21 protein-coding genes are annotated in these 24,575 nt (G+C 58.3%); 9 read left to right on the top strand and 12 right to left on the bottom strand.

The genetic code is table 11. The features are described 5' to 3' along the window. Positions 1 to 315 precede the first annotated feature (315 nt). The 3 genes from AB5Y71_RS01125 to AB5Y71_RS01115 all read right to left on the bottom strand — a co-directional run bounded on the left by AB5Y71_RS01125 (position 316) and on the right by AB5Y71_RS01115 (position 2,351). A complete protein-coding gene (locus AB5Y71_RS01125) occupies positions 316 to 1,362 on the bottom strand; it encodes an NAD(P)H-dependent flavin oxidoreductase (RefSeq protein WP_368170795.1) in 1,047 nt (348 codons plus the stop codon). Beyond that, positions 1,359 to 1,637, bottom strand: coding sequence for a helix-hairpin-helix domain-containing protein (locus AB5Y71_RS01120; RefSeq protein ID WP_368170794.1), 279 nt, complete (start codon positions 1,635 to 1,637; stop codon positions 1,359 to 1,361). The genes AB5Y71_RS01125 and AB5Y71_RS01120 overlap by 4 nt, the downstream gene beginning before the upstream one ends. Before the next feature lie 72 nt (positions 1,638 to 1,709). Beyond that, complete coding sequence (locus AB5Y71_RS01115) at positions 1,710 to 2,351, bottom strand: ribonuclease (protein WP_368170793.1); 642 nt, start codon at positions 2,349 to 2,351, stop codon at positions 1,710 to 1,712. 197 nt (positions 2,352 to 2,548) lie between these two features. Here AB5Y71_RS01115 and AB5Y71_RS01110 point away from each other — a divergent pair, with 197 nt between their 5' ends. Next, complete coding sequence (locus tag AB5Y71_RS01110; protein WP_005335471.1) at positions 2,549 to 3,109, top strand: carbonate dehydratase; 561 nt, start codon at positions 2,549 to 2,551, stop codon at positions 3,107 to 3,109. A gap of 182 nt (positions 3,110 to 3,291) precedes the next feature. Here the strand turns inward: AB5Y71_RS01110 and AB5Y71_RS01105 are convergent, their stop codons facing one another. Together AB5Y71_RS01105 and AB5Y71_RS01100 are read right to left on the bottom strand one after the other, a co-directional pair. Beyond that, positions 3,292 to 6,330, bottom strand: a complete 3,039-nt coding sequence (locus AB5Y71_RS01105) for a cytochrome c peroxidase (protein WP_368170792.1) — start codon at positions 6,328 to 6,330, stop codon at positions 3,292 to 3,294. Positions 6,331 to 6,521: 191 nt separating this feature from the next. Further along, positions 6,522 to 7,430 carry an S-adenosyl-l-methionine hydroxide adenosyltransferase family protein gene (locus AB5Y71_RS01100; protein WP_019446189.1) on the bottom strand — a complete coding sequence of 303 codons (909 nt, stop codon included), beginning with the start codon at positions 7,428 to 7,430 and terminating at the stop codon, positions 6,522 to 6,524. 198 nt (positions 7,431 to 7,628) lie between these two features. Between AB5Y71_RS01100 and AB5Y71_RS01095 the strand changes: the two genes are divergently transcribed. The 3 genes from AB5Y71_RS01095 to AB5Y71_RS01085 all read left to right on the top strand — a co-directional run bounded on the left by AB5Y71_RS01095 (position 7,629) and on the right by AB5Y71_RS01085 (position 11,067). Next, positions 7,629 to 8,093 (top strand): hypothetical protein, encoded by a 465-nt coding sequence (locus AB5Y71_RS01095; RefSeq protein WP_368170791.1) that lies wholly within the window; start codon positions 7,629 to 7,631, stop codon positions 8,091 to 8,093. 156 nt (positions 8,094 to 8,249) lie between these two features. After that, on the top strand, positions 8,250 to 9,719 hold the full coding sequence (locus tag AB5Y71_RS01090; protein ID WP_368170796.1) for a GGDEF domain-containing protein: 1,470 nt from the start codon (positions 8,250 to 8,252) through the stop codon (positions 9,717 to 9,719). A gap of 97 nt (positions 9,720 to 9,816) precedes the next feature. Further along, a complete protein-coding gene (locus AB5Y71_RS01085; protein WP_368170790.1) occupies positions 9,817 to 11,067 on the top strand; it encodes a DEAD/DEAH box helicase in 1,251 nt (416 codons plus the stop codon). Between the two features lie 83 nt (positions 11,068 to 11,150). Here the strand turns inward: AB5Y71_RS01085 and AB5Y71_RS01080 are convergent, their stop codons facing one another. Beyond that, the gene (locus tag AB5Y71_RS01080; RefSeq protein ID WP_368170789.1) at positions 11,151 to 12,422 is read right to left on the bottom strand and encodes a hypothetical protein; all 1,272 of its coding nucleotides are present in this window, start codon (positions 12,420 to 12,422) and stop codon (positions 11,151 to 11,153) included. A 228-nt stretch (positions 12,423 to 12,650) separates the two neighbouring features. Next, entirely contained in the window at positions 12,651 to 13,415 is a 765-nt protein-coding gene (locus tag AB5Y71_RS01075) for a CphA family subclass B2 metallo-beta-lactamase (RefSeq protein ID WP_368170788.1), read from the bottom strand. Between the two features lie 582 nt (positions 13,416 to 13,997). On the opposite strand from AB5Y71_RS01075, the gene AB5Y71_RS01070 reads away from it, so the two are divergent. The 3 genes from AB5Y71_RS01070 to AB5Y71_RS01060 all read left to right on the top strand — a co-directional run bounded on the left by AB5Y71_RS01070 (position 13,998) and on the right by AB5Y71_RS01060 (position 16,303). Further along, positions 13,998 to 14,894, top strand: a complete 897-nt coding sequence (locus tag AB5Y71_RS01070) for a hypothetical protein (protein ID WP_368170787.1) — start codon at positions 13,998 to 14,000, stop codon at positions 14,892 to 14,894. Next, positions 14,866 to 15,189, top strand: coding sequence for a hypothetical protein (locus AB5Y71_RS01065; RefSeq protein WP_368170786.1), 324 nt, complete (start codon positions 14,866 to 14,868; stop codon positions 15,187 to 15,189). The genes AB5Y71_RS01070 and AB5Y71_RS01065 overlap by 29 nt, the downstream gene beginning before the upstream one ends. Positions 15,190 to 15,397: 208 nt before the next feature. Continuing rightward, a complete protein-coding gene (locus AB5Y71_RS01060) occupies positions 15,398 to 16,303 on the top strand; it encodes a reverse transcriptase family protein (protein ID WP_368170785.1) in 906 nt (301 codons plus the stop codon). A gap of 168 nt (positions 16,304 to 16,471) precedes the next feature. On the opposite strand, the gene AB5Y71_RS01055 is transcribed toward AB5Y71_RS01060, so the two are convergent. Further along, positions 16,472 to 18,175 carry an amidase gene (locus AB5Y71_RS01055; RefSeq protein ID WP_368170784.1) on the bottom strand — a complete coding sequence of 568 codons (1,704 nt, stop codon included), beginning with the start codon at positions 18,173 to 18,175 and terminating at the stop codon, positions 16,472 to 16,474. Between the two features lie 126 nt (positions 18,176 to 18,301). Beyond that, the gene (gene aguA / locus AB5Y71_RS01050) at positions 18,302 to 19,399 is read right to left on the bottom strand and encodes an agmatine deiminase (protein WP_199416432.1); all 1,098 of its coding nucleotides are present in this window, start codon (positions 19,397 to 19,399) and stop codon (positions 18,302 to 18,304) included. Between the two features lie 155 nt (positions 19,400 to 19,554). Between aguA and AB5Y71_RS01045 the strand changes: the two genes are divergently transcribed. Beyond that, on the top strand, positions 19,555 to 20,508 hold the full coding sequence (locus AB5Y71_RS01045; protein WP_368170783.1) for a LysR family transcriptional regulator: 954 nt from the start codon (positions 19,555 to 19,557) through the stop codon (positions 20,506 to 20,508). Between the two features lie 58 nt (positions 20,509 to 20,566). Here the strand turns inward: AB5Y71_RS01045 and AB5Y71_RS01040 are convergent, their stop codons facing one another. Then, positions 20,567 to 21,133, bottom strand: coding sequence for a TetR/AcrR family transcriptional regulator (locus AB5Y71_RS01040; protein ID WP_005335495.1), 567 nt, complete (start codon positions 21,131 to 21,133; stop codon positions 20,567 to 20,569). Between the two features lie 199 nt (positions 21,134 to 21,332). On the opposite strand from AB5Y71_RS01040, the gene AB5Y71_RS01035 reads away from it, so the two are divergent. Next, positions 21,333 to 22,370, top strand: coding sequence for an alkene reductase (locus AB5Y71_RS01035; RefSeq protein WP_368170782.1), 1,038 nt, complete (start codon positions 21,333 to 21,335; stop codon positions 22,368 to 22,370). Positions 22,371 to 22,466: 96 nt separating this feature from the next. On the opposite strand, the gene rpoS is transcribed toward AB5Y71_RS01035, so the two are convergent. Further along, positions 22,467 to 23,450 carry an RNA polymerase sigma factor RpoS gene (gene rpoS / locus AB5Y71_RS01030; RefSeq protein ID WP_005335504.1) on the bottom strand — a complete coding sequence of 328 codons (984 nt, stop codon included), beginning with the start codon at positions 23,448 to 23,450 and terminating at the stop codon, positions 22,467 to 22,469. A gap of 45 nt (positions 23,451 to 23,495) precedes the next feature. Further along, positions 23,496 to 24,566, bottom strand: coding sequence for a LysM peptidoglycan-binding domain-containing protein (locus AB5Y71_RS01025; RefSeq protein ID WP_042081491.1), 1,071 nt, complete (start codon positions 24,564 to 24,566; stop codon positions 23,496 to 23,498). Positions 24,567 to 24,575 lie beyond the last annotated feature (9 nt).

Below are 24,575 nucleotides of genomic sequence, written 5' to 3'. Positions count from 1 at the left end.
AGGGCTTTTCGAGGTTATCGACGAGGTTGTTTGCGTTACCGCTTGCCCTGTCGATGGAGGCGCATTATAGGGAACAGATTCTTTCTGGCAACCCCTTATCGGCAATAAAATTGCAAAAAAGGGCACTTTTTTAGTTATTCATATCCAACCACAGCTTTTATACAAACTTATCCACAAGCGTGAGTGAAATGCGGGTTTTGTCACCGGATAAGCGCCTCGCAAGGGGACAGGCACTCATCCATCATCGCCGCACCGTCGCGTCCGACGCACTGCACCAACGGCCGCTTCTATATAAAGAGGCGTATATAGCAGTGCTTATCCCAATCTAGCCTCTTTGACCCAGCACGCTATCAGCTCGCTGGCAGGAAGATCCCTGCAACCCGATACATCCTGCCCAGCCCAGAGCGGAGAGAAGCCACTGTCCCCCGCCTTCTCGGCGGCAGCACGCAGCGGTGCCAGTGCGCCACTGGCATAGGGGAAGTGAGGGGCAAGATCCGAGAGCGGGCCCAGCTCACGCATCAGACGGTTGACGATACCCCGCGCCGGACGGCCACTGAACAGATTGGTCAGTGCCGTCTGCTGGCCCTCTGGTGAATGGATGGCGGCGCGATGCAGCGCCGAGGTGGCCGCTTCATGGCAGCAGAGAAAAGCAGTGCCCATCTGCACGACGCTCGCCCCCATTTCCAACGCGTTGGCGATCCCCTTGCCATCGACGATACCGCCAGCGGCGATCACCGGCAGATCGGTCACCGCGAGGATCTGCGCCAGCAGGGTCAAGGTGCTCTGCTGCAAAACGAGATCATCAGAGAGGAAATGACCGCGATGACCACCCGCCTCCAATCCCTGGGCGATGATGGCATCGGCACCGTGGTGAGCGAGCCATACGGCCTCCGCCACCGTGGTGGCACTGGCAAATACCTTGGCCCCCGCCGCTTTCACTCGGGCCAGCAGCTCGGGTGCGGGCAAACCGAAGTGAAAGCTGACCACCGCCGGTCTGAACTCGGCTACCATGGCGGCATGCTCCTCATTAAAGGGGGCTCGGCTTGGCGCCGTCGTGACCGCAGGGGGAAGTATGCCGAACTCGGCATAGTAGGGAGCAAGGCGCTGCTGCCAACTGGCCAGAGCAACGGGATCCGGTTCCCGTCGCCGATGGCAGAAGAAGTTGATGTTAAATGGCCCAAGGCCGCTTTGGGCAAGTCGCTCCAGTTCGCCGCGCAGCTCCGCTGATGTGAGCATGGCGGCAGGCAAGGAGCCTAAGCCGCCCGCACGGGTCACGGCCAGCGCCAGCTCTCTACCCTGCACACCGGCCATCGGCGCCTGAATGATGGGATAACGCATCCCCAGTTCGCTAAAGAGGCTCATCCATTCACCCCTTTTGCAGCGTCCGCCGCCAGATGTGCGCGGGCCAGCGCAATGGCACCGTCGATGGCACTACGCGCCTGCGGGCTGTTCTGCCAGAAAGTCGAGCCCAGCATGCTGGCCACCAGCTGGACGATATGGGTGGTGTCGGCCTCGGCCAATCCGGCCAGGGTATGATAGCCCAACTGTTCGAGCCGCCCGATAACGGTCGGCCCCACCCCTTTCACTCCGAGCAGCATTGCCCGCTCTTGCGGGCCAAACCGGTTGTTGCCATCCATCTGTCAGACTCCTTTCTGATAACCGTGGTTACACATCAGGCCAGCAAGGGGCCCGATGGAGAGAGTGGAGGCTTAACGCACACTGCGCAGCAGGAAATCCGGCTGACCGCAGGAGCGACGCTCGCGCTTTTGCATCTCGGCGGAGCAGGTGACCGCATCCGTCCCCTCTTTATTGACGCAGATGTAGATCTCCCGCAGGAAGCGGCCACCGTCGGCGCAAGCCACCGTGATGTTGTCGGGAGCCAGCCACTGGTTGGCGCTAGCCAGATCGGCCTTGAGCTGGAAACTGGTTTTGCGCAGCGGCTCCTCCGGGGATTGATAGGCCGCCGGGATCTTCACCTTCTGGCGCAGATCGCTTGCCAGCTGATGGAAGTCCTGCTGGCTCAAGCCGGAGCAGGTACCGTGCTTCTCCCACTCATGGCGATAGAGGAAACGGCTGGGGTAGAGGTCGGCAAACTCGCTCTCCATATCGGGATTGAGCCGTTCGCGGGTGCAGTTGCTGGGGTAACCGCGATCGTACTGGGGCCAGAGCCCGTGTAGCACGAACCCCAGCTTGCGGGAACACTGGTCCCGATCCGCCGGTTTGACGGCGCAATGCTCGGGCGACCAGGAGAGCGCCATGGCGTAATAGTCAAACGCCCCCGCCTCCCCTTTGGCCTGTGCGGCCGAGGAGAGCAACAAACAACCCGCCAGCAGGGCAATCATCTTCTTCATCTATATATGTCCATTTCAACCAACTCGGGAATGGCTGCAATGCTCCCATATTCCAGCACGCGGAAACAGTGCTCCCGCCAAGGCTTGCGACAAGGGTCAGACCACTTCGGGGTTTCACCGGATACTAACGAGGCGTAAGCTGGCATCCTGGCGCCGGGTGCGCCACCGCATCATTTCAAGCAACCACAGGATGTAACATGATCCGCAAGAATCCCTCCGGCCATCTGCCTGTCATCGACGAATCCGCCTATATCGACAAAACCGCCATCATCTGCGGCAAGGTGATCATCAAAGAGAATGTCTTTGTCGGCCCCTATGCGGTGATCCGTGCCGACGAGGTGGATGAGAGTGGAGATATGGAACCCATCGTCATCGGCGCCAACTCCAATATCCAGGATGGCGTGGTGATCCACTCCAAATCCGGCGCAGCCGTCACCATCGGCGAGTACACCTCCATCGCCCACCGCTCCATCGTCCACGGACCGTGCGAAGTGGGAAACCGGGTCTTTATCGGCTTCAACAGCGTGCTGTTCAACTGCCATATCGGTGACGGTGCCGTGGTGCGTCACAACTCGGTGATCGATGGCTGCGATCTGCCGCCGGAGTTCTACGTCCCCTCCACCACCCGCATCAACCAGCAGAGCGATCTGACCCATATCCCACGGGTTTCAGTGGATGCCGCCGAGTTCTCCGAAGACGTGGCCCACACCAATATCGACCTGGTCAAAGGGTACAAGGCGCTCTCCAACGAGTTCTGATCCCTCTATTTCCCGCGGGTTTCGGTCGATGCCGCCGAGTTCTCCGAGGACGTGGCCCACACCAATATCGATCTGGTCAAAGGGTACAAGGCGCTCTCCAACGAGTTCTGATCCCTTTCTTTATTACCAGAGAACAAAACGGGCGCCGAGGCGCCCGTTTTTCATCTGACTCTATATGAAGGCTAGATGGCCCTGACGCACGTGGCGGCATGAGCTTCATCCGCCAGATCCCACAGCGGATCACCAGTACTCAGATCGAGCAACGGCAGCTCACCATCGTCATTGGCAGTTGCATCGCTGCTCCAATAGCGGTTGTAGAGCGGCCACCCCTGCTGCTGAAGCAACTGATCCGTCGCGCCATCCTTGTTGTAGGCGGCAAACAGCACCTCCAGCTCGGCCCGGGTCGGCAGACGCCAGTCATCATGACCGTGTGCCACCAGCTGCTGGCAGTAATCCCGCGCCCGCGCCTGACCCATGGTCACATACTCCAGCGGGAAGGGATTGTAGTCACCATCACTGTCACTGCTCACACCGTCATAGGAGATGGACAGACGATCCGCCTCGTCCCTGGTCAGCTGGCAGACAAAGGCCAGCTTGCCGGCCACCAGCTCGGGTTGACGGCAGCCCCGGGCAAAATCGGGCTGGGCATCCACCACCTGCACCGTCACGGTCAACGTGTGACGAGCCGTGGTCGCCACCAATCGTGCCGTACCGACCGCCACACCACGCACCTCGCCCTGCGGACTCACGGTGGCGAACTCCGGCTGTTCGCTGCGCCACTCAACAGGCCCATCGAGCGGGCCGAGAGAGCCATCGCTCAGTTGCCACTGCAGTTGGAGAGGAAGCGTCCGCCCCACTTCCAGCTGAGGCTGGGCAGGCAGCACCGCCAAGCCGGTGATCGCGGCTCCCACCGGAGTAGGGTCATCCACCTCACTTACCCCCAGCTCGGCAACCGTAGCCGGGGTGCGGCGCGGCTCGGCCGAAGCACTGCGCAAAAACTCGCCGATGGCATCGAGCTCGTCGTTGCTGAGGCCAAGGGCATGCAGGTGATCGGAGGCTTTGGGGAAGAAGGGATCATATTGATCCGCACCGGTCGGGAAGCCGACCCCGCTGCTCCACTTGGTCACGCCAAAGTTATACATGGCCACCACCCCCTGCACCGAGCCGCCGATACGCTGGGCCAGGATCGGGAAGATGCCGTTGTGCATATAGGGGCCGGTAAAGGCGACGTCCCGCAAGCTGGGGGTCTTGAAGCGACCGATGTCCGCCTTATTGCGGGTCTGCAGGAAGCGCCCGCGATCTTCCAGCTTGCCACGACCGTAATAGGTGAGCCCCACACTCTCGAACCCGTGCTGACTCAGCAGCGGGCCGGAGTGGCAGTTCATGCAGCGCCCATCGGTGCGGTAGAGGTGCATCCCCCACAGCGCCTTGTCACTGAGTGCCTGACTATCCCCTTTGACGAAGCGCTCAAAATCGCTGTCTCGGCTGATGATGGTGCGCTCGAAGGTAGCGATCGCCTTGGCGATCCGCTCCAGCGTGATCCCCTGATCGCCAAAGGCGGTGGCAAAAGCAGCCTGATAGTCGGGGCTGGTCTGCAAACGGGCCAGCAGCTCGTCATGACTCAGCGCCATTTCGATGGGGTTCTGGATCGGGTGAAGCGACTGCTCCTCCAGCGTGGCGACCCGCCCGTCCCAGAACTGGGTCGAGCTGAAGGCGCTGTTGAGGATGGAAGGAGCATTGCGATTCCCCTTCTGACCCAGATGACCGACCGACACGCTCAGGCCGTCGCTCCACCCCTTTTGCGGATCGTGGCAACTGGCACAGCTGATATCCCGCCCCTTGGAGAGCTGTTTGTCGAAAAAGAGCTGCTGACCCAGCACCACCTTGGCCCGGCTATAGGGGTTGTCGGCCGGGAAGGGCACCGCCGGCAGCGGCCCCAGCTCCTGCCATTCCACCCCTTCATCCACCCGGGCGGCAGGCCATTGGGCCGATGAACCGCTATATTGGGCGCGCAGGGCCGCCATGTCCGGCTTGCTGCTGTCGCGCACCACGGAGGGGCGCACCGGATAGGGTGCCAGCGCATACCAGAGCAGACTGCCCTCTCCCTCATCCAGCCAGGTTCGGGTCGCAAGTTGATAGAGACGGGGTTGACCCGCACCATCCTGCAGCCAGATCTGGACGGGCTGGCCAACAGCAAAGGTATTGGGATAGCGCCATGCCGACTTGTCACTGCTCAGCAATCTCTCGAACTCGGTGAGGGTCGGCAGGCGCCAGTCGCTGCGGCCGCAAGCGGTCAGCCCCGCAGCCAGTTGTGGCTGGCTGGCAATCTTCAACGCACTGGTGTCACTGCCATACAGCCAGTACTGGCTACCCTTGACCCCGCTGACCGTGCGCACATCGTGCAGGCACTGCCAGGGGCCACGCACCACCAGCAGCCCCTGTTCATCGAGACGCAGCAGATCTGCCGTCTCCGGCTCGTCCGGCTGGCTGGGGTTGGCGGGATAGAGCTGGGTGCGGGCGGACTGGATCTGGGCGCTGTTGCTGCGCTGATACCAGCTGCGCGCCTGCTTGTCATCGCGCAGGGCCAGCAGCATCTGCCAGCTGTCGGCATAGTCGAGCACGGCGCCCGGCTGGCGCTGGGCCAGCAGGAAGGCAGCGTAATCCTGAATAACAGCCTGTTGTTGCACGCGGATCTCCTCTGCCCGGCCCCACTCGGCCTGACTGAGGGAGCCATCTCCGCTCTGATCCGCCAGCAGGAAGAGCGCCGTCTCCTCCTCGTTCAATCCCAGCCGCGGCACGCTGTTGCGGCGCGCCAGAGTGATCCCGGCCGAGAGATCCGCCACCCGCACCGATACCGCTCGCAGCAGATAGCCCTCGTCGCTACCGAGCAGCTCCAGCGGCTGATCCAGTTGCAGACCCGCTGGCAAAGTGATGCGGGCAAGCTGGCCCGGTTCGATTGCCTGTTGCACGCGGATCCCGGTGGCGACCTGTCTCACCTCAAGCTGTGCTCCCGCCCCCAGTCGATCAGCCACATTGACCTCAATGGTCAGAGGAACCCGGGTATGAGTTTCCGGCGGCACTGTTGGCGGAGTGATGGGCGGTTCGGTCGGCTTGACGACCGGCGGGGTCACCTCGGGTGAGGGGGTCACCGACGTATTGCTGTGATTGTCATGGCATGCAGTCAAAGCCAGCAGGCTGAGCAGTAAAAGGCTGGTTTTCATTCGGTATGGTTGGGTGGTCAGACAAGTGCGCGATTATCCAACCAAATACCAATCATTATCAATTGCATTCAATTAATATGCTTTTTGACAACAACTCCTTATCAGCAACGCCTTACCACCCAATGAGAGAGGGCAGCCTCTTTGGCTGCCCTCTCTTGCTTCAAACCCGCTTGTCGAAAGCCCGACAATCTTCAGGAGCACTTCTTCAGGCTGATATGCCAGTTGGCACCGGATTGCACCTGATGCTTGGCGGCGAAGCTGTCCATGTTCAGCGCCACCGACACCTGCAGCAGGCTGTTGAGGTAGACCAGCGGCTGACCTTCCGGCACATCACCGAAGCTGCTGACGTAAGGGGCCTTGCCGTCATATTTGACCACATCCCCTTCGCGGATCTTGATGCAGGCGTTATCCCCCTTGTTGATCCCCGCCTTGGTCAGCAGGGCATCGTCGATATTGGTCCAGACGTTGCCATACTGCACATCGAGGATCGGGATGGTGCCCTTGAGGGTGCCATCTTTCTCGGCGACCGCAGGCTGATAGGGGATCTTCACCACTTCGGCGGGCAGCAGCGGGCCGACCTGCTCATAGCTGATGGCGCCGGAGGCGAGCCGCGCGCCGGTATAGGCGTACACATCGCGGCCATGGAAGGTGTAGGACTTTTCGGAGCCCTTGAGGCGGTTGAGCTTCTCGTCAATCTGGCGCACCGCCTCGATACCGAAGTGCTCGGCCACCAGAGTCAGGGTGCCGTTGTCCGGGGTCACGATGTAGTGGCCGCTCCTGGTCTTGAGCACTACTGACTTGCGCTCGGTGCCGACACCGGGATCAACCACGCTGACAAACACGGTCCCCTTGGGCCAATACTGCAGGGTCTGGTAGAGGCGGTAGGAGGCTTCCCAGATGTTGTAAGCCGGGATCTCGTGGGTCAGGTCATAGAGCGGCAGAGTGCGGTCCACCCCGAAGGCAACCCCCTTCATGGCCGACACGGCGCCATCTTTGAGGCCGAAATCGGTCTGGATCACCAGCGCTTCGTTGGCGGCGGCGATGCCGCTTGCCAGCATGAGAGCGAGCGCGATGGCGCGGGGAGCGGTGCGAATATCCATATCTGAACTCCTGAATCATCTGAGGATAACGAAACGGCGAAAGCCATTTAGACATCCAGACTGCCACCAATGGATTTTTTTGCAAGGGGTTTGCAACAAAGTGAGGGACGACTCGCAGAAATTGTGCTCGCCAAACGGCGACAGCGGGGGTATCAAAGGCAGAATGGGAAAACGTTTACAATACAGGAGCTCAGCACCATGACACAACCCGTACCGCAGATGATGACCCTGCTGCTGGAGATTGGTGAACAGAGCAGTCAGCTCTGGCTGAGCCAGCCAGATGCGGCCCCGTCACACTACCCGCTGGCCTTTGGCACCCACGCCATCCAGCCCGGACCGTTTCGCAATGCGCCACCCACCCCGCTCGAACTGGAGCGGGCCATCATGGTGGTGGAAGATGAGCTGATGCGCATCGCCCCACAGATCCCGCCCGGCTTGCAGCTGACCCTGCGCAGCCAGCCGTCGCTGGCCGAAGCGCTGGGGGACAACCAGCTCGACCGGGATCTGGTGGAGCAAGCCTTTGGCCAGCTGGCTGCCATGGCGGAAGGGGATCCCCTCGCCGCCAGCTTGCTGCCCCGCGACGAGCACTTTGCCGCCGTGCTGCTGATCGTCAGGGAGTGGCTGCACCATCTGGCCAGCGAGAGCGTGCTGATCGTGGAGTAGGGATAAATAAGTGGTGAGGGCTTCAGCTTCTGGCAAGGTTTGTCGGTAGATCCTGTCGGGATTTCATTCGCGTATACTTTGCCCGTATGGCGCCCGCGCCCCTATCGGTACTCTAACCAGACACCTATGACCTTATTTTCAGGTAACCCCCCAGCCTTGCGCTGGCCACCGGCGTTTGCTCGCCAGTTCATCGTCAAAGTGGCCGGATTGGCCCTGCTCGCCCTGACCGGATTGGGCACTGTCTTCTACTACACCTATCTCACTATCCAGCACGACATGGATCTCATCACCGCCAGACAGAAGAACGTGTTCGAGGTCTTCTACCAGCGAGCCAAAATCCTCAAGGTGGAGAACATCACCAGCTATCTGGCACAGCACCATCTGCTCGATCAGCCACCGCTCCCGAATAGCGTCGGCAGCGACTATCTCTACGGGTATGACCTCAAAAGCAAATACCGCTTTGCCGATATTCCGCTGCAATACCCGGCAGCCAATATCCTCAACACCTTCCGCTATGCCCTCTCCTATCCGGAGGTGATCAACATCTACACCATCTGGAATGACTACCGGCTGATCGGCATGGTGGCCGACAACAATGTGCTGCCTGCCAGACTGGCGCCGATCAAGGTGGATCTGATGACCCTGCCCGCCTGGTATCACTACTTCGGTTGCGCCAACTTTGCGCCCGGCCGCCCCTTGTGCAGCACCGATGAAGCCTTTGTCTCCGATATCGAGATCGACAGCTTCAGCATGCGCAACACCATAGTGATGTACTTCCCCTTCATCCATCAGTCGGGGCGCGGCGGTTACAAATACGGGCTGCTCGGTATCGATATCGCCGTCGATGAAGCATTTAACGATGTGCTGCGACCCTTCGATACCATCAACCCGACCCGCACCAACATATCGTTTGAAGCAGCCGAGCCCTGCCGCCCGAGGCATATCTGCCTGAGCAAACCCTTTATGCGCACCAAGGCGGGGGATGATCTCTATCTGAAGTGGTCCTACAGCTGGTTCGATTTCGTCAAGCTGGCCCTGCAAAGTGCGGCCTTCAAGGTCTATCTCATCGTGCTGTTGATGGGCATGGTGGCCTGGAAGCAGATCTACCTGCGGCTGCGCACCCTGGCGCACACCGACCACCTGACCCGACTGCCACGCCGGGATGTGCTCTGCCAGAGTCTGCTCCACGAGCACGACTACCTGATGATCCTCGATATCGACAACTTCAAATCGATCAACGACACCTATGGCCATAGCGTTGGTGATCTGGCACTGGTCGCCTTTGCCCGCCATCTCAGAAGCAATATCCGCAAGGTGGACAGCGCCATCCGCTGGGGTGGCGAGGAGTTTATCGTGCTGTTCAAGGGGATGGAGGATGACGAGATGATGATCCACTCGGCTGGTCGCCTGCTGGATCGCCCATTGGGGATCCCCGAGCTGCCCACCCCCATCACCTTCTCCGCCGGGGTGATCCGCATTCGTGACTATCTCACCGTCACCGAGGCGGTGCATCTGGCCGACGAGCTGCTCTACCACGTCAAACAGCACGGCAAGCACAACATCGCCTGCTACGAGGGCAAAAAGATCCGGCTGATCCGCCCGTTGCCGGACGACGCAGAGGCATAGCCGCCTTCTGCCGCTCCCCCAGCTTCTGTTACCATCGCGGCCACGATCACTCACTGCATCGTGGCCGCAGGCCGCGATAACCCCGACTGGTGCCCCTATGTCCACAGCCTCTTTTGCCGAACTGGCCCTCTCCCCCCGTCTGCAGCAGACCCTGAGCGAACTGGGCTATGCCGCCCCCACCCCCATTCAGGCTCGCGCCATCCCGGTCATTCTGGCGGGGCGGGATCTGATGGCGGGGGCCCAAACCGGCACCGGCAAGACCGCCGCCTTTGTGCTGCCGCTGCTGGAGCAGTTGCTTGCGCAGCCGCAAATGGAGTCCCAACGCCCAATCCGCGCGCTGGTGCTGGTGCCGACCCGCGAGCTGGCAGTGCAAGTCGCCGAGAGCGTGGCGCGCTACGGCCAGGGGACAGGTCTCACCAGCACGCTGGTCTACGGCGGGGTGAGTATCGCGGCTCAGGTAGAGGCGCTTCAGGCCGGAGTGGATATCCTGATCGCCACCCCGGGCCGTCTGCTCGACCATCTGCGTCAGGGGGCATTGAGCCTGGATAGCCTGCGCCATCTGGTGTTTGACGAAGCGGATCGCATGCTCGACATGGGCTTTATGGACGAGATCAAGGCGCTGCTCAAACAGATCCCGGCGGATCGCCAGACCCTGCTCTTCTCCGCCACCTGCGACGACAACCTGTTTGCCCTCTGCAAGGTGTTGCTGCGCGACCCCGAGCTGATTGAAGTGGCACCGCGTAACACCACGGCGGCCGAGGTGGAGCAGCGGGTCTACACGGTGGACAGCGATCGCAAGCTGGCGCTGGTCGAACACATGCTGAAAGTGAAAGGGTGGGCACCGGCACTCATCTTCAGCCGCACCCGTCAAGGGGCCGACAAGCTGGCCCAGCAGCTTGGCAAAGCGGGCATCAATGCGCTGGCCTTCCACGGCGATCTGTCGCAGAGCGCGCGGGAGAAGGTGCTGCTGGAGTTTCGCGCCGGCACCCTGCAGGCGCTGGTCGCCACCGACGTGGCGGCCCGCGGCCTCGATATTACGGATCTCAACTATGTGATTAACCTCGAGTTCCCGTTTGTGGCCGAGGATTACGTCCACCGTATCGGTCGCACCGGCCGTGCCGGCAACAAGGGGCTCGCCATTACCCTGTTCAGCCCGGAAGATGCGCCCCTGCTGGAGAAGGTGGAAGCGGTACTCGACACCCGTTTGCCCCAACAGTGGTTCCCGGGCTTTGAGCCGGATCTCACCCGCTTTGAGCCCGAGCCGCGCCGCAACAGCAAGGCGGCCCAGAAGCAGCGCGCCAGAAAGCAGGCCCTCGCTGGCAGCAAGGGTGGCAAGGGCAAGCGTTAAGCCTGCCCTGCACCGCCAATAAAAAACGCCCGCACGGGCGTTTTTTGTTATCTGACAGGTGTCTGCACTTGGCGAGTCACACCCTAGCGGGTCGCCAGCACCAGTGGCAGGGATCGCAAAATTTGCCGCTCCGCCAGGCTCGAGAGGATAAACATCACCATATAACCGAGGCCCAGCGCCACGATAATCGCCACCACGTTGGCGGTGAACTCGGCCACCAGATAGTAGGCAGCGACCAGCGCCACTATGCCAGCCAGCCGGATCAGCAAACTCCGGGTAAAGTGACCGTGAGCCTTGATATAGGCGAGCTGATAGCCGTTGAGCATCATAAAGATAAAGAAGATGGAGAAGTGGAACAGCACCGGCACCGCCCCCACGTAGTCGGCGGGGAAGAACAGCAGCACCAGCGGCTTGCCCGCCAGCAGCATCAAGCCAAAGAAGGCCAGACTGACGATGGCGGAGAGGCGGAAGATCCAGCGCCGGATCATCCTGATCTGGCGGTGATCGCCATTGCGCAGATTGACCGCCAGCTCCGGCAGCACAAAGCGGTAGATGGGGAAGACAAACAAGGTGGTCATATAGGTAAAGATGGGGCGCACCACCACCTGAAAATCCCCCAGCTCGTCGATGCTGAAGTGGCGGATGGTGAGCAGCACAGTGATGTAGATCATCAGGATGCTGGCCCCCGCCTCCAGGGAGGCGGTAAAGCTCTTCTTCACATAGCTCACCATCTCGGGGCCGAGCGCCACCTTGGCGAGTGGCCTGGTGGCGATGGCCCGGCGCCGCGAAACATACATATAACCGGCGATGGCGAGCGACGAGAAGGTCAGCCCGTAGAAGAGCGAAGGGAGCGCATCCATCCCCAGCCCAAAGTAGCAGGCCATAAACAGCAGACCGTTGGCCAGCGGCTCCAGCCAGGTGACCCGGTTGGAGAGCGCATACATCCGGTACATGGCCACCAGATTGGTGAAGTAGACCTTGAGCCCCAGCCCGAAGATGACCCCCACCAGTTGCAGATACTCCACCCGGATATGAAGCCCGTGCTTGATATAGGGGATCACCGCTCCCCAGGTGAGCAGCACAATACCGATAAGGAAGTAGCGAAAGATATTGATGATGTCCCGATCGTTTTTGGTCTGGGAGTAGCTCACCACCATGGAGGAGCGAAAACCAGTCATCAGGATAAAGGAGAGGGAGATCAAATCCACCACGCTGTTGAACAGCGCCAGCTCCCCCTTGGCGATCCACTGCGCCAGCCACACCTTGAAGGCGAAGCCGATAACGATGCTGACCAGCGAGGCCCACATCCCGGTGATAAAGGCCTGCTTGAGGCGCGCGAGAGAGGCGTATTGCATAACGAAAATGGATAACTTTCAGGGAAAAGAGAGAAGGCCATCTTATGAAAGCCTCCCTCCCTTGAACAGCCTTAATCTCGCAGTGCCAACGCCCGCAATAAGTGGCCGCAGAAAAGCCGCAACAGCAAAACCCCCGCTTATTTCCTGAAAGCGGGCGTTTTGTGGTGTGCCGTTATGGCTGCTGATTGCAGCGATGGCACGGCTTGCAGCCAGTCTGTCGCGCAACCCTTATGACTGCGGCACCGCCTTGATCAGCTCCTCGTAGTGATCAATCAGCTCGGGGCCGTGCAGCGGCGAGTCGTGACCGCCAATCACCGTCTTGATCGGCAGCTTCATCGCCTTGAGTCGCTCGATGGTCTGCGGATACTCCTTCACATTGGCAAAGCTCAGGTTGCCCAGCTTCTCCTTGAGGATGCAGTTGCCATAGAGCACCTGCTCGTCGGGGAAGTAGACAAAGATGCCGTCAGGCGTGTGGGCCGGGCCCGCGTAGAAGGCGCGTACCTTGCCCTCTTGCAGGGTGAAGTCACCATCATGCACCACGTTGGGCAGCACCAGCGGCAGATCCGGATACTCCGGCAGCCCCTTGCGGGTAAAGGCGACAATCTCGGCCCAGTCGCTCTTTATCAGATCCCGGGTCTGGCGCGTCGCCACCACCTTGGCGCCGATGGACTTCCAGTAGGCGTTACCGCCCGCCCGATCGGTGTGGTAGTTGGTGTTGATCACCTCCAGCACCGGCTTGCTGCTGACCCGTTTGATCAGCTTGTGCAGCTCGCGGGCAGTATCCGGCGTCCAGGTCGCCCCCACCACCGTCACCCCCTTGGCCCCGAAATAGACCATGGAGTTCTCTTTGACGTAGTAGTTGTCCTCCACCACATAGACAGGGCCGCTCACCTGTGTCAGCGACATCCCCGCCGCCCGAACGCTGCCGCCCCAGAAACTCGCCATCAGCACCACGGCCCCGGCCAATCCGCACTTCATCCAACCTTTCATCATCTTGCTCCCTCGAACCAACCGCCCCTCGCCACCCCTGTGGCCAGCCGGGCCTTTTAAGCAGTGGGCAGAAGATACGGGGGATTTGTGAGGGGAAAATGAGGCTGTGTGAAGAGAAGGTGAAGTCTGGGGTAAGTCAGGTGGAAGTCAGAAAAATCAGGGGGGGGGCGGCAGCGAGCCACGACCAATATGGCGATCGACGGTGCGGGAAGTGGAGAGAGGTAAAGGCTCAAAACGAAACGACAACACAGATAGCAGCCCCTCACCCTAACCCTCTCCCGAGGGAGAGGGGATGGTCCGAGCCAATTCCAACCCCCTCATATCCCCACCCGAACCTCGTACGTAAAGCACAGTCAGCTGAACCGTTTTGCTCCCTTCTCCCCTTGCGGGAGAAGGGCTGGGGATGAGGGGGGGGAAAAAATACCAATATACAGGAAGTATTATTTTCCACTATTTCAGCCTAAACATTCACATACAGGATAATAAAGGCTTCATATAGCCCCTGATATACGGTAGACTCCCCAATAAGTGAAAGTATTGATGCAGTGAAACATTATCTATTTAAATAGTAACTAAAGGTCGTAGATGAATACATCAACGCAGAACATCAGGAATACTATTGTTACGGAAAAATCACTAGAGGATTTTTTCGAAATAATGGAGCGCAGGCCTGATGTTGTTCCCGAGCACAAATACGATAGTTTAAATACGCTCTGGAATGCATGTGACCGAGAAGAACAACAAAACCTTATTAAAAAATTGATTTTTGAATTTTTCGTTTTAGATTCATCAAAGCAACTTGAGGCTTGCAGAAGAATAGCAAAATTTGTGAAAGAGCGGCAATTTAAAAACTCCAACACACTAATTATTGGTGTAGCCAATGATAAAGAAGTTGATGGATCTACGGCTGCTCTCCAAGTTTTAAAAAACAAATTTCATGATGCAGAGACATGGCATTCAAGATTTTACCCAAGTATACCTGCAGGAGTTGCAGAAATTAAAAATGGGAATGATATAATCCTTTTTGATGATTTTATAGGATCTGGTGACAAAGTATTAAGAAAGAAAAATTGGGTAATAAAAATACTGAAAGAACATTATAAAGAAATTAATGTTGAAACACTAAAGTTCCATATAATGTCATTTGCTGGCATGTTCTCAGGCCTTGAAAAAATAGATAACGATATAGAAATAAAATATACATTTTCCTCATTTATATTGACAAGAGGAATCTCTGATATGCCTGGTTTAGATCAGGATGCTATAGCTGAAAATGTTAGTGAAATGAAAGAGTTAGAAGAGAAACTAGGAAAAAATTACATAAACAAAAAAATATCAGATTATTCACTAGGCTACAGTAGATCAGAAACTTTATACTGTGCAATTAATGATAACTGCCCAAACAATGTTTTCCCCATATTCTGGTGGCCCAAATTAGCGAATGGCGAGCAATATGAAACACTTTTTCATAGAGTGGGTTAATACCTCTGAACTTGATGATGATATATTCATTGCCATGAAGCACATTATGAAATCCCTATTATCAGATGAAGAAGTGCTAACTGTATACAATCTTCACTATCGTTTTCGTATATCTCCAGTTTCGCTTTTCAAAGCAATACACCTCTTAAGTGATTTTGATTTAATTAAATTTGACAATATGACTATCTATCTTTTACCTGTAGATGATGAAAAAATGTCAATAATCAACTTTATATATAGAACTAAAAAACCAAAAAAACTGAATAGCCCTATAAATTGGTTGACACGTCACTGACTTTAAATTTATGATTTTTAGCGAGAGGGGCTAGCAATATGAGGTGTTATCGCCTCTATCGTTCAGGCTATTTTTAGCCACTGAACAAGCCACTGCACGCACATCGAAAAGATGATGCGCGTGCAGTGAAGTTTGTTAACTGTCGTTAACAAACTTCGAGTGAAATATCAGTTAGTAGCCCCTCTCACTTATAATTGGCCGCAATCAAATGAACCAAGATATATTTGAATTATTAGCTATAAGTGAACAACAATCTCCAAATTTGTTTGCCATATCTCATTCTCCGAGTAGTTTTTATAGAACATTTAGAATCAAGAAACGATCAGGGGGATATCGTGAGTTAAAATCACCGTACCCACTACTACTTGAGTTGCAAAGAATTATTTTAGAAAAATCATCACAATTTCTTAAAATACACGACGCTTGTTTTTCATATAGAAAAGAAAAGTCATTTATTGATAATGCCAAATACCATTTGAATGGTGAGTGCATACTAACAATGGATATAGAGGATTTTTTCGGTTCCATAACAAGACAAATGGTGCTAGATACCTTTCTTTTCAATGGACTGACTTTAGAAGTATCGCAACAATTATCTTATCTTACTACATGTAATAACTCTTTGCCGCAAGGAGCCCCAACAAGCCCCATTCTAAGTAATGCTATCTTCTACAGGATTGATGTAAGGCTGAGCGCACTGTCCAAATCATTGGGATTAAAATACTCTAGATATGCAGACGATCTTGTGTTTTCTGGTAAGAACATACCCAAAAACTTTCCATCTTACATTTCAAACATTCTTCGACAACACGGCTTCTCATTAAATAATGAGAAAACAAAGCTGAAACTAAAATTAAGCCGGAAAATTATAACAGGGATATCTATATCAAGCGGAACATTAAAAGTACCAAAGCCGTTTAAAAGATCTCTCAGATCATTAATACATAATTTTGAAAGATCGTCTTTCTCAGTTTCATCAAGCCGAAACCCAATGATATTTGAAGAAATAATCGGAAAATTAAACTATTTTCTGCAAGTTGAACCACATAACAACTATGCTCAAGAAAAAAGAAAGCTATTCTTAGCTGAATATAGAAAATTCATCTCCTACTAAAAACACTGTCATATCTTTTATATTTCAAAAAACAATTAAAGGGTCACATGGAGCTTAACCACCATACATCACCTAGATGTGCAATATATAAAATAAAACCACCTGCTAGAACAGGTGGTTTTTAATTTTGTCACAAAGTAAAACGAGATTATTTAAACCAAACCACAATCACCCCAACGGCGGCGTCCGCGGCGGCACCATACGCTTGCTGCCGGTGGACTCGAAGGCCGAGGCGAAGCGCAGCAGGTTGTTGTCGTCATAGGCGCGACCGGCGAAGGTCAGCCCCACCGGCATACCGATATCGGCCATCACCCCCATGGGAACGGTGACGGTCGGCACGCCGAGGTGGCGAATGGCGAGGTTGCCGTTGGCAACCCAGATGCCATTGCTCCAGGCGATATCGGCAGAGGCCGGATTCACATCCGCATCAGCCGGGGCGACGTCGGCCACTGTCGGGAACAGCACGGCGTCGAGCTTGAGCCCGTCCATCCAGTCTTCCAGATCCAGCTTGCGGGTCTTTTCCAGAGCGCGCAAGCCATCCGGCACTGTGGCGATCTCGTCCCAGGATTTCAGGCCGCGCTTGGCCATATTGACGTACTCATCCATGCCCGCCGCCAGATCGCCCTCGCGGTTTGGCAGGGTGCCCGGATCGTGGGGGAAGATCTTCGGCCCATCGACATCCTCAAGCTTGTTCAACTTGGGATCGCCGTTGGCGCGCAGGAAGTCGTCGAACGCCCAGCCGGAGAGCTCCCACAACTCGTCGTTGAGAAACTCCGGACTCACGATACCGCGATTGAACACGGTCGGCGCGCCGGGTCGGTCACCTTCGCAGTTGGAGACTAGCGGGAAGTCCACTTCGATGACTTCGGCGCCAGCGGCTTCCAGCGCCTTGCGCGCATCTTCCCAGAGGGCAATCACGGTCTCGCGGGTATGGATGCGCTGACCGGTCGGGCCGCCGATACCGGGGTTTTCGCTGGTGCCGGCCAGTTCATCCTTGTTGATAAACATGCGCGGCACGCCGAGGCGCTTGCCCTTGAGGGCATCGGCCTTGGCAGCCAGATCCAGATAGGAGGCCGGACGCACTTCAGAGGCCTTGGGCAGTTGTACCCAGGGCTGCAGGCGCCACAGATCGCCACGGGGATCGCTATCGTCGGCGACCACCACATCGAGCACTTCCAGCAGATCATTCATGGTGCGGGCATAGGGCACCACCACATCCATGGTCGGGGTCAGCGGCCAGTTGCCGCGCACCGAGATGACGCCACGGGACGGGGTGTAGGCACACAAACCGTTGTTGGAGGCCGGGCCGCGGCCGCTCGACCAGGTCTCTTCGGCCAGACCAAAGGCGGAGAAGCTGGCGGCGGTGGCGGTACCGGCACCGTTGGAGGAGCCGGAGGCAAAGGGCGCGGTCAGGTAGTCGGCGTTGTAGGGGCTCTCGGCACGGCCATAGACGCCGCGCTGCATGCCACCATTGGCCATCGGCGGCATATTGGTTTTGCCAAGGCAGATGGCACCGGCGGCGCGCAGCCGCTCAACGGTAAAGGCATCGCGCTGGGCCACCAGATCCTTGAAGGCCGGGCTACCGGAGGCGGCTGTCAGCCCCTTGACCAGATAGCTGTCTTTGGCGGTGTAGGGGATGCCGTCGAGCGGCCCCAGGGTCTCGCCACGGGCACGGCGGGCATCAGAAGCCTCGGCCTCTTTCAGCGCATCGGGATTGGCGACCACCACGGCGTTGAGTTTGGTGGCGGTCTCGGGGCCGTTGTAGGCCTCTATACGGGCCAGATAGGCCTTGACCAGTTCGACCGCTGTGGTGCGGCCTGATTCGAGCGCGGCACGCAGCTCGGCAATGGAAACCTCGGTCACTTCGATCATTTAGGATCTCCTGTAAAAGGGTGACTGTTTGTCATGATGATCGCCGCATCAGCACCTGCGACCATCACACCATCAAGAGAGAAAACCCCACGGCGTGGGGTTTTGAATACTCACCGGAACCGGTTCTTATTTGCCGGAAGGGATCTGCTGGGTAATGCAGTGAATATTGCCACCGCCCAGCAGGATCTCGCGGGCCGGCACGCCGATCACGGTGTGCTCCGGGAAGATCTCTTCCAGAATGCGCTGGGCTTCGCCATCGGTGGCGGCATCCAGCAGCGGATAGACGATGCGATCGTTGGTGATGAGGAAGTTCACGTAGGAACCGGCCAGACGGCCTTCGGCCTCGCGCGGCACACCGCTGCCGCTCTCGACACCGGCAGACTCCTCTTCAGTACAGAACAGCGGGCCCGGCTGGGGCAGCTTCCACACTTTCAGCTTGCGACCCTTGGCATCGACCGCCGCTTCCAGCACCTTGAGGGCGGCTACGGAGCGGGCGTACTGGGGATCGTTCTGGTCGTCAGTCCAGTGCAGGGCCACTTCACCCGGACGCACGAAGCAGCACATGTTGTCGATGTGGCCGTCGGTTTCGTCCATGTAGACGCCTTCGTCCAGCCAGATAAAGCTGGTGACGCCCAGATAGTCGCGCAGGTGAGCTTCGATCTGCTCTTTGGTCAGGTGCGGGTTGCGGTTTTCGTTGAGCAGGCACTCGGCGGTGGTCAGGCAGGTACCTTCACCATCGACGTGGATGGAGCCCCCTTCCAGAATCAGCGGCGCGTCGTAACGAGCCATGCCGTGCTGGGCCAGCATCTGGGCTGCGACCTCTTCATCCTGATTCCACGGGTAGTAGAGACCGCCCTTGTGACCGCCCCAGGCGTTGAAGCCCCAATCCACCCCACGGCACTCGCCGGCCGCATTGGTGACGATGGTCGGGCCGGTATCGCGGGCCCAGCAGTCATCGCTGTTCATCTCGACCAGAGTGACGTGGGCGGGCATGATGGCGCGGGCCTGCTCCATAAACCGGGCTGGCACCCCCATAAAGACCGGGGTGGCGCCACCGATGGCATCGGCCACCTTGGCGAAGGTCTCTTGCGCGAAGCGACCGGCTACGCGCCAGTTGTCCGGGCGAAACGGCCAGATCATCCAGACGGCCTGCTGGTGCGCCCACTCGGCGGGCATGGTGAAGCCGTCGGCGGCCGGCGTGGAGTTAATGGTCTTGATGCTCATCGCAAGGCTCCTTGCATGGATTGAGGCCCCCGTTTACGCCTGATGCGGCGCGGGAACCCGGAAAAATAACAGTGGGTCGCAGATTAAGACGTTGCGCCCCCATCCATCAAATGAATAGGATGGATTGTCCCATAAACACGGCGAATAATCCCCCCATGAAATTGCACCAGCTCGACCTCAATCTGCTGCTCGCGTTTGACGCCCTGATGACGCAAGGGAGCGTCACCCGCGCCGCCGAGGCGCTTTTTATCAGCCAGCCCGCCATGAGCCACTCCCTTAACCGGTTGCGCACCTTTCTCGGCGACCCGCTCCTGGTGCGCACCCCGCAGGGGATGCTGCCGACCCCGCGCGCCCAGCGGCTGCACCTCGGGGTGCAGCAGGCGCTGCGGCTGCTGGAGCAGCAGCTCACCGAGGAAGAAGAGTTCGAGCCGAGCCAGTCGAAGCGGCGCTTCGTACTCTGCACTACCGACTACGTGGAGTGCGTGCTGATCCCGCCGCTTATTCAGCGGCTCAGAGGGCTGGCGCCGGGGGTCACCATCGAGATCCGCATCCTGCGCGACACCCTGCCGGAGGCGGAACTGGCAAGCGGCGAGATCGATCTGGTGCTGGGCTTTGACGAGTACATGCAGGTGCCGGGGTATCTCGGCAAGGAGACCTGGCTCACCGAGCCGCTGGCCGGGCTGGTGCGCGCCGATCTGCCCATTGCCAAATCGGCCCCCGCCGGTGCCGAGGATGACCCCTACCAGTGGCAGGAGCGCATCACCTTGCAGCAGCTTATCGCCATGCCCCATGTGTTCCACTCGCCCCTTGGCACCTCGGAGGCGAGCCTCGACCGCTATCTGAAGAGTCAGGGCTTTAGCCGCACCATCTCGGTCAACAGCCAGAGTTATATGTCCGCCGCCGCCATCGTCAGCCAGAGCGATCACCTGCTGGTGCTGCCCAGCATGGTAGCCGAGCTGCTCGCCACCCACTGGCCGCTGAAAAGCCTGCCGCTGCCCGAAGATGTGCCAGATTATCACCTCAACTGCGTCTGGCACCCCGTGCACGCCCAGCAACCGGCACTGGTGTGGCTGAAAGATTTGATGAAAGAGCTGGTGGGGCCGAGGTAACCCTCCCGCAAACAACAGTGGCTCCCGAGGGAGCCACTGTTGTTGCTGCGGTATCGCGTTACGCCCGCAAGGCCCGCATCAGCTGGGCGACTACGTCGTCGAGCAGGGGGCGATCGGGGCGGCACTGGGCGAAGGTGACCAACCCTTGCAGGTTGATCAGCAGCAGGGCGGTGAGGGTGTGGATATTGCTATCCGGGGCCAGTTCACCCTTGGCCTGCGCCTGTGTCAGCAACTCGGCCAGATCCTGCTCCAGCTCGCCATAGATCCCCTTGACCCGCTGGGTCAGCTCCTCATCCTGCTCGCTCAGCTCCATCATGGTGCGAGTCACCAGACAGGAGCCGCAGAGCGCCTCCCCTACAATCCGGTCGAGATAGGCCGCAAGGCCCGCCAGCGGGCTCGGGTTGTCGAGCAGGGAGCGGCGCAGGGTGCGTTTACCCTCGACATAGTGATCCACCGCCGCCAGCAGCAGGCCGCGCTTGTTGCCAAAGGCGCCATAAATGCTGCCCGGGTGCAGGCCGGTGGCAGCCACCAGCTCCTGCATGGTGGTCTTGGCATATCCCTTGGCGCGAAACGCTTCCATGGCATTTCGCAGTACCTCGTCCCGATCAAACTCGGCTATGCGCATGGTTCCTCCCGTGGGAAATGGTTCACCGGCAAGGGGCAACAGGGCCCGCCGATAAAGAGTGGCTGGAAAGGGCGGCAAGTTTACCCCAGCCGCCCGCTCGGGCCAACCTTCTTGAACGCGCATTCAAAAAAAGCTTGCGCCCGACGCAAAAAACGTCTTGAATGCACGTTCAAGAATAACCCGTTCAGGACAACCTATCATGAATACCCTGTTTCAGCCGTATCGACTCAATGACACTCTGACCCTGGCCAACCGTTTCATGATGGCCCCACTCACCCGCTGCATGGCAGGCCCAGGTCTGGTGCCGACCGAGCAGATGGCTGCCTATTACGGCCGCCGCGCCGACATCGGCCTGATTGTTTCCGAGGCTGTCATCATCCGCCCCGACGCGCAGGGTTACCCCAATACCCCGGGCCTCTTCACCCAGGCGCAGATCGATGGCTGGAAGAAAGTGACCAGCGCCGTGCACGCCAAGGGCGGCAAGATCTTCGCCCAGCTGTGGCACGTCGGTCGCCTCTCCCACCCCTTCTTCCATCAGGCTGAAGTGTTGGCCCCCTCTGCCGTGGCGCACGAGGGCACAGTGCCCCGCATGCGCGAGCTGACCTATCAGGTGCCGCGTGCCCTGACCGAGGCGGAAATCTCCCAGCTGGTGCAGGATTACGCCCAAGCCGCTGCCAACGCCATCGAGGCGGGCTTTGACGGGGTGGAGATCCACGGTGCCAACGGCTACCTGATCGACCAGTTCCTGCACCACTCCACCAACCTGCGCACCGACAACTATGGTGGCAGCCCGGAAAAGATGAGCCGCTTCGCGCTGGAAGTGGTCGATGCCATCAGCACCCGCATCGGCGGTGATCGGGTTGGTATTCGCCTCTCCCCGGGTGCCTATGTCCATCTGGCGGGCAGCCCGGAAGATCGCGCCGTGTTCGACTACCTGCTGGGCAAGCTGAACGATCGCCCGCTGGCCTATATCCACCTCGGCATCTTCGATGACAACCTAACCTTCGATTATCTGGGTGGCCGCGCCTCCGACTATCTGCGCGCCCACTACAAGGGCAATCTGGTCGGGGTGGGCAACTACGACGCCGAGCGCGCCGCTGCGGCCATCGAGGCTAACCGCTTCGATCTGGTGGCCATCGGTCGTCCACTTATCGCCAACCCGGACTACCTCACCAAGGTGAAGAAGGGAGAAGCGCTGGTGCCCTACGCCGACACCATGCTGGCCGAGCTGGTATAACAGCCCGCTATCGCCAGACAACAGGCAATAAAAAACGAGGGGAGCTGTTGCTCCCCTCGTGCTATCTGGCTGATGCGCTAATCAGTTGGTGCGGACTTAATTGGTACGAAATAGCGCCTCGATGGAGAGCCCCTGGCTCAGCAGGATCTCCCGCAGACGGCGCAGCCCCTCCACCTGGATCTGACGTACCCGCTCGCGGGTCAGGCCAATCTCGGCCCCCACATCCTCGAGGGTGGCGGGCTCGTAACCCAGCAGACCGAAACGACGGGCCAGCACTTCCCGCTGCTTGGGATTGAGCTCCTCCAGCCAGTGCACGATGCTGCTACGCATATCATCTTCCTGTGACTCCAGCTCAGGCCCCATGCCGCGCTCGTCGGAGAGCACATCCAGCAGCGCCTTGTCGCGATCGCCGCCGATGGGGGTATCCACCGAGGTGATCTTCTCGTTGAGCTTGAGCATGCGATTCACATCGTCCACCGAACGATCCAGCGCGAAGGCGATATCCTCGGCGGTCGGTTCATGATCGAGACGGTGAGAGAGTTCGCGCGCGGTGCGCAGGTAAACGTTTAACTCTTTGACCACATGAATGGGCAGACGGATGGTACGGGTCTGGTTCATGATGGCCCGCTCTATGGTCTGGCGGATCCACCAGGTGGCATAGGTGGAGAAACGGAAGCCGCGCTCGGGGTCAAACTTCTCGACCGCACGGATAAGACCGAGGTTGCCCTCTTCGATAAGATCCAGCAGCACCAGGCCGCGGTTGTTGTAACGACGGGCGATTTTCACCACCAGTCGCAGGTTGGACTCGATCATGCGCTTGCGGGCGGCTTTGTCACCGCGCAAGGCACGACGGGCGTAGTAGACTTCCTCTTCGGCAGTGAGCAGCGGGGAGAAACCTATCTCCCCCAGATAGAGTTGCGTGGCATCCATCACCTTATTCAGCTCAGGTGCCAGCAACTCATCGGAGATAGTCTCGTCCGCCTCGGCGGCTACCTCCTGCAACTCTTCTACCTCGTGAGATTCGGGTTCAGCGTCAAACTCTAACTCTGCATCCTGCATTACCAGTTGTTCTTGGCTCATGGTGTGTCTCCCTGACGTTACCAGAGTAAGACGGTCTCTCTGGGGTTAACGCTTTGGCAAATAGCTCATCGGATTGATCGACTTGCCTCTGTACCGGATCTCGAAATGCAATCGCACATCCGGCGCGTCCGTGCTACCCATGTTGGCAATGACCGAGCCCCCCTTGACGCTGTCCCCTTCCTTCACCCGCAACTCGTCGTTGTGTGCGTAAGCGGAGAGATAGTCATCATCATGCTTGAGGATAATCAGCTTGCCGTACCCCCTTAAAGCACTGCCAGCGTATACCACTTTACCGCTGCTGGCGGCGTAGACGGGTTGCCCCTTCTGGCCGGCTATGTCGATCCCCTTGTTACCCTGTTCTGCAACAGAGAACCCCTCGACAATCCGGCCTTTTGCGGGCCAATGCCAAGCAAGTCTCGACTGGGAGTTGTTTATTTTTTGTTCTTTGGACTGAGCGTATTCCTTCGGTGCTGCCGGAGCAACGGATTTCTGAGAGATGAATGGCGTGGTCTGACCAGATCCACTCGGCTCGGCCAACGGACGTGGACCGCTGCTCGGACGGCTCACGGCCACCGGCGTCACGGTTGCCGGACGAGTCGCAGCCACCATCTGGGTCGAACCGCCGCCTGCGGTCTGGACATTGAGCACCTGACCCGGCTGCAGCGCATAGGGGGCGCTCAGGTTGTTGCTCTGGGCCAGCGCCTGCGGTGTCATGCCGAACTGGCGGCCGATGCTGCTCAGGGTATCGCCGCGGCGCACCTCATAGGTACCGGCACTGCGGCTGCTGCCAACACTGGCGCTGGAACCATCGAGTCGCAGTCGCTGCCCCGGATAGATGTTGTAGGGCGGGCTGATGTTGTTGAGGCTGGCCAGCGACGGCACGTCGTTGCCGGAGTTGAAGGCGATGGAGTAGAGGGTATCGCCCCGCTTGACCACATAGCTGCCGCCCTGAATGGGGGCGCTGACCTGGGCACCGCTTTGGCGAGCCGGAATGGTCGAGACAAACTGCCCCTCATCAACACCATCTACCGGAGCTGCATTTTTACTGGAGGAGCAGGCAAGCAGCAGCCATGACAACACCACGACACTGCTTCCTTGCCAAATACGCGAACGCATAATGGATCC

This window comes from Aeromonas sp. R9-2 (assembly GCF_040908025.1).
Taxonomy (GTDB): domain Bacteria; phylum Pseudomonadota; class Gammaproteobacteria; order Enterobacterales; family Aeromonadaceae; genus Aeromonas; species Aeromonas veronii.
Note: the sequence above shows the minus strand (reverse complement) of the source record. Positions and strands in the feature narration are given on the sequence as shown.